This is a genomic window from Pontiella sp. (assembly GCF_041622395.1).
Classification (GTDB): Bacteria; Verrucomicrobiota; Kiritimatiellia; order Kiritimatiellales; family Pontiellaceae; genus Pontiella.
Window position 1 is genome coordinate 1 of sequence record NZ_JBFJYW010000095.1, and the last position, 11,920, is coordinate 11,920.

Below are 11,920 nucleotides of genomic sequence, written 5' to 3' on the forward strand. Positions count from 1 at the left end.
ACCTGTTTGGCGTTGCGCGAGGCGAGGTCGCGCGGGACCAGGTTGCCGAAGGCGGGGTATTTTCGTTCGAGGTAGTAGTCGCGCTCCTGCTCGGGGATTTCGTTGGCGGGGCGTTGGTCGCCCTTGGCTTTGGGCACCCAGATGCGGCCATCGTTGCGGAGCGATTCGGACATCAGCGTGAGCTTGGATTGGTATTCGCCGTGGACCGGGATGCAGGTCGGGTGGATTTGCGTGTAGCACGGGTTGGCGAAGGCGGCGCCCTTCTTATAGGCGCGCCAGGCGGCGCTGGTGTTGCAGTTCATGGCGTTGGTGGAAAGGAAAAAGACGTTGCCGTAGCCACCCGTGGCCAGCACGACCGCGTCGGCCGCGTGGCGGGTGAGCTCGCCAGTGACGAGATCGCGCGAAATGATGCCGCGGGCCTGGCCGTCGATGACCACGATATCGATCACCTCGCAGCGGGTGCGCATGGTGACGCCGCCCTTTTTGATCTCTTTTTGGAGCGCGCCGAAGGCGCCGAGCAGGAGTTGCTGGCCGGTCTGGCCGCGGGCGTAGAAGGTGCGCGACACCTGCGCGCCGCCGAAGGAGCGGTTGGCGAGGTAGCCGCCGTATTCGCGCGCGAACGGAATGCCCTGGGCAACGCAGTGGTCGATGATCAGGTTCGAGCATTCGGCCAGGCGGTAGACGTTGGCCTCGCGGGAGCGGAAGTCGCCGCCCTTGACGGTGTCGTAGAAGAGGCGGTAGACGGAGTCGCCGTCGTTGGGATAGTTCTTGGCGGCGTTGATGCCGCCCTGTGCGGAGATCGAGTGCGCGCGGCGCGGCGAGTCGGAATAGGTGAAGCATTCGACCGGATAGCCCAACTCGGAGAGGGTCGCGGCGGCGGAGGCCCCGGCCAGCCCGCTGCCGACCACGATGATCTTGTGTTTGCGCTTGTTGGCCGGATTGACCAGCTTGACGTTGAACTTGTGGTTCGTCCATTTTTCGGCCATCGGGCCTTCGGGAATCTTGGCGTCGAGTTTCATGGAAGTTCCTTTAATGCTTTTTCAACGCAAAGGTATGCTTTGCGAACCTCGGCGTGCTTCGCGCCGTTGCGTTTACTTTTTTCAGATTCAATGTTCATAACATCAGATCAGCCAATAAAGGCGGAGATGGGAATGATGGCGTCGAGTTTCATGGAAGCTCCTCTAATGCTTTTTCAACGCAAAGGCGCAAAGTATCGCAAAGGTATGCTTTGCGAACCTCGGCGTGCTTCGCGCCGTTGCGTTTACTTTTTTCAGATTCAATGTTCATAACATCAGATCAGCCAATGAAGGCGGAGATGGGAATGATGGCGAACGTGGTGGCCATGGCCCAGCCGACGAAGAAGGATGCGAGCTTGATCTTGCTGCCCTCGCGCGGAATGTAGAGCCCGTAGGTCTGGAGCGCGCTTTGCAGCGCGTGGCTCAGGTGCAGCCCGACGGCCAGCATGAAGCCGACGTAAAAGATCAGATGAACGGGGTCGCTTTGGAAGCGCTCCAGCACCATGCGGTAGACATCGTAGGTTTCGACGCCGTGCAGAGTGGTGGTGGCCTTTTCATAAAACTTGAAGTCGAGCAGGTGCTTGACGATGAAGATGAAAATCATGCCGCCGGAGACGGGCATGAGCTTGGCCGCCAGCGACCGCTCCTTCGACGATTTAAGCGTCTGCCGCTTGTCGGCCGCCTTTCGGTTTTCGAGCACTACCCGGATGCCCATGAACATGTGCAGCGAGATCATCGCCAGCATCAGGATTTCGATGCCGATCACGACCGGCACGAGCTGGTGGAGGTGGTGGGCGTAGGAATTGAAGAGGTCCGGCCCGAACAAAAACAGAATGTTGCCGCCCATGTGGGGAACGAGAAACAACAGAAACATCACCAGCCCCGAAGTCGCGAGCAGTAGTTTCTTACCGATTGAGGAGAGCAGCATCCGCTTGATATCCATAAATCATCACCCTAATAGGACTAATTTAATACTCAATACTGAGTACTCCTATAATATTTTCGGATATTTTGAAACTGCTTTCTCCGATTTTCTTCCGGAAACCCGCACCGGCGGAGGAGCCATTCCGCCGGAGCGACGGGCACCGATTCCTTGCAAGTCGCCTTGGGTTGGAGAGGCCGGCGTGGTATGTACACGGGCATGAAAACCCGCCAAATCTACCACTGGAACTGCCGCGGCCGCACGATCGTGCTGGGCGAACGGACGCTCGTGATGGGCATTTTGAACGTAACGCCCGATTCGTTCTCGGACGGCGGCGACTTCGCCGACTTGGGCAAGGCGGTCGAACATGCGCTGGAGATGGTGGAACAAGGCGCGGACCTCATCGATATCGGCGGCGAATCGACCCGCCCCGGCGCGGCCGCCGTTGCGGAAGCCGACGAGATCCGGCGCACGGTTCCGGTCATTGCCAAGATCCGCGAACATTCCGGCATCCCGATTTCGATCGATACGATGAAGGCCGGGGTTGCGCGGCGGGCGCTGGAAGCGGGGGCGGACATCGTCAACGATGTTTCCGCGTTCGAATACGATGCCGGCATGGCGGGCGTTGTTGCGGAAACCGGGGCCGGGGCGGTGCTGATGCACAAACAAGGCATGCCCCAGACGATGCAGGACGATCCAACCTACGGAAATGTCGTCGAGGAGGTGCGCGATTATCTGCGGAGCCGGCTCGACTTCGCGGAGCAGAGCGGCATCGCCCGCAGCCACCTGGTGATCGACCCGGGCATCGGCTTCGGGAAAACCTGCGCACACAACCTGGACTTGCTGCGAGGACTTCCGCAACTGGCGGCGTGCGGCTGCCCGGTATTGGTCGGAGCCTCGCGCAAGCGGTTCATCGGCCAGATTACTGGGCGCGAGGCCCCGGCGGAGCGGCGGGCGGGCAGCCTGGGCGTCGCGGCGTGGTCCGTGCGGCAAGGGGCCCACATTTTGCGGGTCCATGACGTAATCGAAACTTGCGATGTCTGCCGGATCACGGATACTCTCTGCAACGGTGAATTATGACGCATTGGCGAGACGCTTTCGAGATACCGGATACGCTGGGATGGATTGAAATCCTGATTCTGGCGGGCCTGCTGTATTTTGTCTTCCGGCTCTTCAAGGGGACGCGCGGCGCATCGATCCTCTCCGGCTTGATCGTCCTGTTCGGGATCCTCTACGCCACCACCAGCCTGAGCCACCTCGACGTGCTCAACTGGATCCTCTCCAAGCTGATGCTCTACATCTCGCTGGCCATCGTCGTGATTTTCCAGCCGGAGATCCGCCGCGTGCTCGCCCGCCTGGGCCGCAAACCCTGGCGCAACAACGGCATGACCTCCCAACGCAACCTGGTCGAGCCGATCACGCAGGCGGTGAAAATCCTCTCGAAACGCAAGATCGGCGCTCTCATCGCCATCGAACGCGAAATCGGCACGCGCACCATCCAGGACACCGGCACGAAAATGCAAAGCGTCGTCAGTTCCGAGCTGCTGGCCACCATCTTTTTCCCGCACACGCCGCTGCACGACGGCGGGGTAATCATTTCCGGCGACCGCATTTGCGCGGCGGGTTGCCTTTTCCCGCTTTCGCAGAAAGAGGAGCTGAGCAAGATGCTCGGCACGCGCCACCGCGCCGCCATCGGCATTACCGAAGAAACCGACGCCATCGTAATCGTGGTTTCGGAAGAGACGGGCACGGTTTCGATCGCCTACAACGGCCGCCTGCGCCGCGGCTTGGAAGACGACCGGTTGCACCGGGTGCTCTCCTCGATGCTCCGCCGCGAACGCACGGGTCTGGCCCGCTTCCGCGAAAAGATCCAGACCGGGGAAGCCAACCTGTCCGACACCGTTCTAATGAGCGTAAACGAGGAGCAGGATGAAGAGTAGACTCTCCAGATTCATGATTCAGCTCAACGCCGACAAGTGGCTGCTGCTACTCTGCATCGTGCTCGCCTTCCTGGCCTGGCAGGGTATCCGCAAGAATCTCGGGTACGAAGTTTCGGTCTCCAACATCGCGGTCGACATCAGCGTGCCCGAAGGATGGGCGGTTTGGGAAAAGTCGGTCAACAAAGTCAACATCGTCTTCCGCGGCTCGCGGGAGGATATCCGCTATCTCAACAACGAGCAGTTGCGCGTCGTCATCCCCGTGCCCACCCCGAAGCACGGCGAGGAGCGGACCATCAAGCTGACGAAAGCCAACCTCCGCAACCCAACCGGCGCCAAAGTGGTGAGCTTCAGCCCATCGGAAGTCGTGGTTCGGCTCGACCAGGAGAGTTCGAAGCAACTGCCGGTCAAGGCCTCCGTCCAGGGTTCGTTGCCGGCGGGGCTGGAGGTCGATCGCATCGTCTGCACGCCCGCATCGGTCAATGTGACGGGCGCGGCGCAGGTGCTGGACGAAATGCAGTATATCCACACGGAAGCGATCGAGCTGAAGGATCGGCAGGGTTCGTTCAAGGCGAGCGTACCGATCGCCCTGCCCCAGGCCGGCCGCATGCGGGCCGAACCCGACTGGGTCTCGGTCGAGTTTTTCGTGGTGACGCACACCCGCACGGAAACCCTCGAGAAAATTCCGGTCCGGACGCTGTGCGCCCCGGGCGAAAAGCGGCAGATCGACGTGGAGCCGAGCAGCATCAACATCACCGTTCAGGGGCAGCAACAGCGGATCGAGCAATTGCGCACGGCGGAAATCTTCGCCTACGTCAACTGCCTTGATCTGAGCGAAATCACCGGTTACGACTTGCCCGTGGTGGTCGACCTGCCCGCGGGCCTGCAACTGCTCAAGAGCGACCCCGCCGCAGTCCATGTAAGGATCGGCAATGCACCTTAGGAGATTGGAAATGAAACGTATTTTGGTTAGCGCACTCACCTTGGCCGCGTTGGTTTCGGCCCCCGCCGGCGCCCAGACGCAGGAATCCGCCGGCATCCAGATCAACCAGAAGACGGACGCGGAGCGGATCGCGTTCCTGCTCAGCGTGGCCGAGGCCTATTTCGCGGAGAAGGAGTACGAATCGGCCGTGGGCGCCTACGAACGCATCCTCGAAATCGACCCGAATCACCAGCAGTCGCGCTACGTCATCGGCCACGTCTACATCGAAGCGAAACAATACCAGAAAGCCGAGAAGCTCCTCAGCGCGCTGGTGGAAGACTTCCCGGAAGACTTCAAGCTGAAGAACAACCTGGCCTGGCTCTATGCCACGGCGGAAGACCCCGCCGTCCGCGACGGCCACAAGGCGATCGCGCTGGCCCAGGAGGCCATGGCGATCGACCCCTACGACCACCACGTCTGGAGTACGCTCGCCGAGGCCTACTACGTGACCGGCCAGTATGAAAAGGCCTACCGGGCCATCACCCACATGGCCAGCGTCGCCACCACCCACGGCCAAGGCGTTACCCAGGAACAGGTCGACGCCTACAACGAGCAGATCCGCAAGTGCAAGCGCGCCTGGGATACGCAGAAGATGATCGAAGGCACGGACGACGAATCGGAAAAATAATCAGGCCGCGTCGACCGTTCGCCCGAACATCCGAACCGCCGCCGCCACCTGCGGCTGCCCCGTCGGCAGATGCGCCGCGAATTGCCCGACAATGCCCCGCTCCCGCATGATTTGCAGCGTGGCCGGATAGCCCATCTGGCCCACCCACGAAAGAATCAGCAGCAGGAAATCCGAGAAGGTTTTCAGATCCGTGTAGGCGGGCGGATCGCCTTGCAGGATGCGTTCGATCAACTCGGGGCACGGGTCGCCTTCGAGCCGCAGCCCGAGGCCGATCTCCGGGTGCGCCTCCAGCTCTTCGTTGACGATGGCATCGTAGACCACGCGATAGATGTCGAGGCGGTCGGCATCGCGGATCAGCTTGATCCAGCGGTAGTGGTTTTCGGGCAAGCCCTCGGGAATCGTGCGCCCGTTGTGGTGGCGGACGCCGTCGAGCAGCGCATCGCGCAGTTGCGGCTCCACCTCGTCGAGCAGGCCGCTCTCGCGGATCGCCTGCCACCCGCGTTCGCCGTGGTCGATCGATTTGGCATCGAGGAAGGTTCCGAATTCCTCCAGTTGGGGAAAGCGGCCGATATCGTGCAGGAAGCCGAGCGCCTCGGCGGTATTGACATCCTGCGCCGGCCAACCGTTGACGGTGGCCAGCTCCTTGCAGTTGCGGGCCACGAACGCGCAGTGTTCGCGCTTGAGCTCCATCATGGGGCGCATGGCGCCGGCCTGGGCCAGGTAGCCGTTGGCATAGGCCATGAAATGCCGCCGGACCGCCTGGAGCTGCGCGTCGGTCATGGCCGGTTAGTAGACGAGGGCTCCCAGCAGAACCAAAACGATGCCGACGGCGGCTTTGCCGACGGCGGCCAGCTTGAAGAGCATGGCGTTCTTCAGAAAGGGCTCGTAGCATTTCCGGAAATACCACGGCGACATCAGCAGAACGATCCCGTAGATCACCAACAGATACATGACGGTGACGAGCACCTGGAAGAAGGGTTCGCCGGACTGCGAGGCCGTGCGGACGATCGGTACGGAGATGAGGCAGAGGAACCCGCCCAGCGCGCGCGGCGCAAGCAGCTCCTTCATGTAGTAGACGCTGGCAAAGAAAACGGCGACCGCCATGAAGGGGATATAGGGTTTGATGACATCGACGGCGCCCATGTTCATGGCGCCCGCCTCCCGGGCCCCGAGCAAGCAACAGAGAGCGGTGAAGATCCAGGCCGGAACCACGCTGCGCGGAAACACTTCCGCAAAACGCTTAACCAGATCGGGGCGAAACACGCCGACCAACCCGCCACCCGTGGCCAGCAGGCCAATAATTATCGCGATCCATTGCAAGCTCATCCGAAACTCCTGAAAACAAGAAAGGGCGGATAGTGCCTGCCCCGTCCCGCCGGTTCAAGCCCGGATTTTCCACCACCCGGTTCGGCGGCGGGCGCAGAGGCACCGAGGTTGGATTTCCCCCGTGCCTCCCTGGCAAAAAACCGCCCCGGCTAGAATTCCACCGTGGGCGCTTCGGCGGCTCCGGCGGCGGCTTCGAACGGCGAACGGCGCTCGGCCCCGGCGATTCCGGCCACCAGGTTGGCGGGGAAGCGGCGGATGGTGGCGTTGAAGCGGGCGACCGCCTCGTTGTAGCGGCGGCGCTCGACGGAGATCCGGTTTTCGGTTCCGGCCAGCTCTTCCTGCAGGGCGAGGAAGTTCTGGTTGGATTTGAGGTCGGGATATTTCTCGACCACGACCATCAGACGGCCCAGCGCGTTTTCAAGCATGCCGGCGGTCTGGACGCTTCCGGCGGTGTTGCCCGCGGCCTTGGCTTCGCCCCACTGGCTGCGCAGGCGGGTGACTTCCGTGAGCAGATCCTTTTCATGCTCGGCGAATCCCTTGACGGTGTTGACCACGTTCGGGATCAGGTCGTAGCGGCGCTGCAAGACGGTTTCGACGTTCGCCCAGGCGAGGTCGCAGCCCTCTTCGAGCGTAACGATCGCATTGTATTTGCCCACGAGGGTCATGACGACAATCACGATGAGGGCAAGGCCCACGCCCAGGGAAATCAAGCATCCTTTATTCTTCATTTCTATTCTCCTTGATGAATGAAGGCGTCGACGGCATCGATGACGCATTCAATGGTTTTAAGATACGTATTGAAAAGTTCGCCGACGGCGACGTCCTTCGGCTTTTGGGTTCCGTCCTTGAGTTCCTGCACCTGGCGGAAGACGGCGACATCGAAGTCGAGATGGCCGGCGAGTTCTTCCAGGGCCTGGAATTTGGGTTGCGGAACGCGGTCGCCAAACAGCCGCAGCGCGGCGCGGAACAGCACGAGGAAGGTCGAAAGCGACTGCACCATCAGGTCGGCCACCGCCTTGGGTTTGCCGCCCGTCAGCAGATAGGCCTGCCGCAAGCGGATCAGCTTGCCGCGCAGTTCGTGCTCGAGCTGCAGGCGCAGGTTCTTGGTGTCGATCTCCAGCTCCGCCACCAGGTTCTCGCCATGCAGGATTTGGTGGCACTCGCGGATGTCGAGCAGCTCGATCGGGAAGACGTCGGTCGCCTGCGCCAGCCGCTCCTGCGTGAAGAGCAGCGGGGCCGGGTTGCCGGCCTGCGCCCACTTGGCCGCGGGTTTCGAGAGCGCGTCGAGCGTGGCCGTGCCGAGGTCTTCGGTAACGACCAGCACGTTGTAGTCGGAACGCTTGCCCGCATGGTCGCCCGCCGCGGCGGAGCCGTAGAGCACCACCGACTTCAGGCCCGTCGGACAGGCTTTCTTCAATTCTTCTACCAGTTTTTCAGGTGTCATTCTGTTTCTCCTTCAAAGGGTCTACCAACCGCCGCTGGAACCGCCGCCGCCGCTGGAGCCGCCGCCAAAGCCACCGCTCCCGCCGCCGAAGCCGCCGCCGGAGCTCCCGCCACCGCGCCCACCGCTGAGCAGCAGCAACAGGGCGAGATGCGGATGGCGGATCGCGAAGATCACGAAGATGATCACGAAGACGATCGTGAAAATCGGGTTCTGTTTTTGCGTGCGGCGCTGCGAACTGGGCTGGCGGTATTGGGTCGCCTCCCCGGTCAGCGTCGCGCCGTACTCCTTGGCAATCTCCTGCGAGACCGCCGCCACCCCGGCCAGCAATCCCTTGCCCGGCTGGTTGTTCTGAAAGTAAGGCGTGATGACATCGCGGCGGATGCGCCCGGCCGCGGAATCGGGAATCGCGCCTTCGAGCCCGTAGCCGACCTCGATGCGCATTTGGCGCTCGGCCATGGCCGCCAGTATCATCAGGCCGTTATCCTTGCCCTTCTGGCCGACGCCCCACTTTTCGTAGAGCCGGTTGGCGAAATCGTCGATCTGCCCGCCTTCGAGCGACTTGATGGTGACCACCGCCACCTCGGCGCCCGTCTTCTGTTCCAGCTCGGCCAGCATCGACTGCATGCGCTGCTCGTCGGAGGCGGAGATGACATTGGCAAAATCGTGGACGGCGTAGCCGTAGCGCGGCGTCAGGCTGTTGAGCAGCCGATCCGACGCCGATGCGCCGAGCACCAACGACAGGAACGCGAGTACAGGAATGATGGTTTTGAATTTTCGCATTTCGAAACAGTACCGTTTGGGGATTGCCGATCAACCTAAATCATCGCCCGCCCCGACGGGCGGCGCCGCGAACCGGAGGCTTGGCAACATTCAAACGCATGCCGGGAGCGTAGCCGACCCCGCACCGAAAACCATTACAATGACCGGCTGATTTTGTAGTCGCGGCCGGCGGGACGCCGGCGCCGGGCGTAAATACTCTTTTTAGGCGATAGGCCGGGATGCGGTCAGGTGGTAGTCTGTTTGGGTTTGGCGGGATGCGGGTGTCCCATTTCGGGGTTGCCGCTCGTCCGCCTCCCTTGAGGGGGAATCGTTTAATGGAGTGGAGTCAGATGAAGAAGTTTTCGCACGGAGTGCTGCGCACGGCCCTATGGGTTGCCGCCGGCTTGGCGGGATCGGCGCAGGCCGCCCAACCCAATATCGTTTTCATCATGGCCGACGACCTGGGCATGCAGGATGTCGGGTTCATGGGCAGTACGTATTTCGAGACGCCGAACCTCGATGCGCTGGCCAAGCAGAGCCTGGTCTTCGACCAGTCCTACATGTACCCAACCTGCTCGCCGTCGCGCGCGGCGCTGCTGACCGGGAAGCAGTCGTTCAGAACGGGATGCTATACGGTCCCGGTGCTGGAACGGGGCAACGGCAACGACAACATCTTTTCGAAGTGGACGGTCGGAACCGAGCACCCGGTCTATTCGAAGCCCCTCAACGAAGCGGGCTACAAGCTGATCCATCTCGGCAAATGGCACATCGTCGGGCCGAACCCGGACGAGGAAACAACCCTGCCGCTGGCCAAGAAGCTGGGCCAGCCGCCGAATGGAAACCTGGACTGGCTGCCGGCCCATCGAACGCCGGAAATCCAGCAGTACTATCCCTTGGGCCGCGGCTTCCACGAAAATGTCGGCGGCACCTGGTGGGGCGATCCGGCCCGCGGCTACGACAAAGGCTACAACGCGCCGGGCGGCGGCTATCAGGCCCCCTTCAAGAATCCCTTCATCCCGGAAAAGGCGGAGGACGAATGGTTGACCGACCGGCTGACGTCCGACGCGATCGATTTCATGGAGCGCCACAAGGCGGGCCCCTTCTTCGTGAACCTGCATTTCTACGCGCCGCACAAGCCCTCCGTTGCGCGCAACGAGGCGTCAATGGAGCATTTCATGAAGAAGCCGGGCGATCCCGCAACCGGGCAAGGCATGGGTCCGGCGAAAAAGAAAAAGGAGATCGCCGCCTATGCCACCATGGTGAAGGCGGTTGACGAAAACGTGAAGCGCATCACCGACTATCTCGACCGGGCCGGGCTCCGCGAAAATACGATCCTGTTTTTCACCTCCGACAACGGCTTCAACGGGCTCCAGAGCTGCAACGCGAACCTGCGCGGCGCCAAGGGCTATATCTACGAAGGCGGGATCCGCGTCCCGGCGCTCGTCAACTGGCCGAAAACCATCGCGCCCGGCCGCTGCGAAGAACCGATCCAAGGCATGGATTATTTCCCCACGTTCCTGGAGCTGGCGGGCATCGCCGACTACGCCGGGACGCTGGACGGCGACAGCCTGGTTCCGTTGATGCAAGGCCAACCGATGAAGGAACGCGCGCTGTTCTGGCACCTCGCCAGCACCTACAAGAACCCACCCTGCTCCGTCATCCGCAAGGGCGATTGGAAGCTGATCCAGTTTCTGAAGGAGGGCGACATCGAGCTCTACAACCTTCGCACGGATTTGAAGGAGGAGCACAACATGGCCGCGGGGAATCCGGAAAAGGCGCAGGCACTGCTCAAAGAGCTGGTCGCATGGCGCAAGGCCAACCGGGTGCCGTTGCCCCCGAGCTCGCAATTGGAATTCTAGGCACGCACGCCAATCGAACCGCATATGCCCGCGGGTGCAGGCTTCCGGGTTCGACAAAGGACTCTATTATGAAAAACCTCCGCCGATGCTCAACTCTCGCCGTTGCAGTCGTCTGTTCCACCTTGCATGCGGCGGAGGTTCTGCGCTCGCCCGACGGGAAAATCGAAGTCGCGCTTTCGGGCGAAAAGGGAACCATTTCCTATTCGGTCAACCTGAACGGCGCCCCGATCATCGCCCCGTCGGCCTTGGGTCTTAAGGCGGATGCCGCAACGCCGCTTGCCATCGCGGAGGTCGCCCGCAGTTGCGGCATGTTCGACCTGGACTCCTTCATCACGCGCGAATACTGCCAGCGCCAGTTGCCGACCGCCGTCGTTTCGCTGGCGGCGCAGTGCCTGCTGTATCCCAGCGGGCTCGTCACCCTGCCGGATTTCCCGGATGCCTACCGGCGCAAGGCCGGCGACCACTGCATGTGGATCCGCCCGCAACCATAGGATTCCGAGATGAAAAAAACCACGAAAACAGTGCTGGGGCTGGCCTGCGTTGCGGGGGCCCTTTCGACCGGGCGCGTGCCGGCAGAGCCGGCAGCCGCTTCCGCCGAGCGCCCGAACATTCTGTTTTGCATTGCCGACGATGCCTCGATGAGCACCTTCGGCGCCTATGGGGGCACGATGGTCCAAACGCCCGCCTTTGATCGGCTGGCCGAGGGCGGCGTCCTGTTCCGCAACGCCTACAACTGCAACCCGAAATGCTCGCCGGCGCGGGCCTGCCTGGTGACGGGCCGCTATAGCTGGCAACTGGAAGAGGCCTGCAACCATTGGCCCCGTTTCCCGGAAAAATTTTCCTTCTACCCCCATCTGCTCAAAGACGCCGGATTCCACGTGGGCTATACCGGAAAGGGCTGGGCGCCGGGGGTCTGCGCGGGCGAGAACCCGGCCGGACAGGCCTATAACGACATCAAGCTGAAGCCGCCCTATTCCGGAATCAGGAATATCGATTACGCGGCCAACTTCGCCGCCTTCCTCAACCAAAACCCGGACGGCCGCCCGT

General features: G+C 61.9%; 14 protein-coding genes. 7 read left to right on the forward strand and 7 right to left on the reverse strand.

The features are described from left to right. A partial coding sequence (locus ABYO54_RS07300) for an FAD-dependent oxidoreductase (RefSeq protein WP_372807590.1) occupies window positions 1–1,019 on the reverse strand: 1,019 nt, incomplete at its 3' end. 277 nt (window positions 1,020–1,296) lie between these two features. Next, window positions 1,297–1,959 carry a succinate dehydrogenase cytochrome b subunit gene (locus ABYO54_RS07305; RefSeq protein ID WP_372807591.1) on the reverse strand — a complete coding sequence of 221 codons (663 nt, stop codon included), beginning with the start codon at window positions 1,957–1,959 and terminating at the stop codon, window positions 1,297–1,299. 198 nt (window positions 1,960–2,157) lie between these two features. Between ABYO54_RS07305 and folP the strand changes: the two genes are divergently transcribed. The 4 genes from folP to ABYO54_RS07325 are packed head-to-tail and all read left to right on the forward strand — an operon-like array spanning window position 2,158 to window position 5,485. Then, window positions 2,158–3,018, forward strand: coding sequence for a dihydropteroate synthase (gene folP, locus ABYO54_RS07310; protein ID WP_372807592.1), 861 nt, complete (start codon window positions 2,158–2,160; stop codon window positions 3,016–3,018). Beyond that, entirely contained in the window at window positions 3,015–3,878 is an 864-nt protein-coding gene (gene cdaA, locus ABYO54_RS07315) for a diadenylate cyclase CdaA (RefSeq protein WP_372807593.1), read from the forward strand. Before folP ends, cdaA begins: the two co-directional genes overlap by 4 nt. Then, window positions 3,868–4,818: a YbbR-like domain-containing protein gene (locus tag ABYO54_RS07320; RefSeq protein WP_372807594.1), complete on the forward strand. Its 951-nt coding sequence runs from the start codon at window positions 3,868–3,870 to the stop codon at window positions 4,816–4,818. The genes cdaA and ABYO54_RS07320 overlap by 11 nt, the downstream gene beginning before the upstream one ends. A 10-nt stretch (window positions 4,819–4,828) precedes the next feature. Then, window positions 4,829–5,485, forward strand: coding sequence for a tetratricopeptide repeat protein (locus ABYO54_RS07325; RefSeq protein WP_372807595.1), 657 nt, complete (start codon window positions 4,829–4,831; stop codon window positions 5,483–5,485). Here the strand turns inward: ABYO54_RS07325 and ABYO54_RS07330 are convergent, their stop codons facing one another. The 5 genes from ABYO54_RS07330 to ABYO54_RS07350 all read right to left on the reverse strand — a co-directional run bounded on the left by ABYO54_RS07330 (window position 5,486) and on the right by ABYO54_RS07350 (window position 9,035). Then, complete coding sequence (locus ABYO54_RS07330) at window positions 5,486–6,265, reverse strand: HD domain-containing protein (RefSeq protein ID WP_372807596.1); 780 nt, start codon at window positions 6,263–6,265, stop codon at window positions 5,486–5,488. Between the two features lie 6 nt (window positions 6,266–6,271). Further along, a complete protein-coding gene (locus ABYO54_RS07335) occupies window positions 6,272–6,811 on the reverse strand; it encodes a hypothetical protein (RefSeq protein WP_372807597.1) in 540 nt (179 codons plus the stop codon). 149 nt (window positions 6,812–6,960) lie between these two features. Further along, the gene (locus tag ABYO54_RS07340) at window positions 6,961–7,539 is read right to left on the reverse strand and encodes a LemA family protein (RefSeq protein WP_372807598.1); all 579 of its coding nucleotides are present in this window, start codon (window positions 7,537–7,539) and stop codon (window positions 6,961–6,963) included. A gap of 2 nt (window positions 7,540–7,541) precedes the next feature. After that, window positions 7,542–8,255 (reverse strand): hypothetical protein, encoded by a 714-nt coding sequence (locus ABYO54_RS07345; protein WP_372807599.1) that lies wholly within the window; start codon window positions 8,253–8,255, stop codon window positions 7,542–7,544. 21 nt (window positions 8,256–8,276) lie between these two features. Continuing rightward, the gene (locus tag ABYO54_RS07350; RefSeq protein ID WP_372807600.1) at window positions 8,277–9,035 is read right to left on the reverse strand and encodes a YgcG family protein; all 759 of its coding nucleotides are present in this window, start codon (window positions 9,033–9,035) and stop codon (window positions 8,277–8,279) included. 329 nt (window positions 9,036–9,364) lie between these two features. On the opposite strand from ABYO54_RS07350, the gene ABYO54_RS07355 reads away from it, so the two are divergent. From ABYO54_RS07355 to ABYO54_RS07365, 3 genes are all read left to right on the forward strand, one after another. After that, window positions 9,365–10,873 (forward strand): sulfatase, encoded by a 1,509-nt coding sequence (locus tag ABYO54_RS07355; RefSeq protein ID WP_372807601.1) that lies wholly within the window; start codon window positions 9,365–9,367, stop codon window positions 10,871–10,873. 68 nt (window positions 10,874–10,941) lie between these two features. After that, the gene (locus ABYO54_RS07360; protein WP_372807602.1) at window positions 10,942–11,364 is read left to right on the forward strand and encodes a glycoside hydrolase family 97 N-terminal domain-containing protein; all 423 of its coding nucleotides are present in this window, start codon (window positions 10,942–10,944) and stop codon (window positions 11,362–11,364) included. A 9-nt stretch (window positions 11,365–11,373) separates the two neighbouring features. Next, window positions 11,374–11,920 (forward strand): sulfatase-like hydrolase/transferase (locus tag ABYO54_RS07365; protein WP_372807603.1); only part of this gene is annotated, 547 nt, incomplete at its 3' end.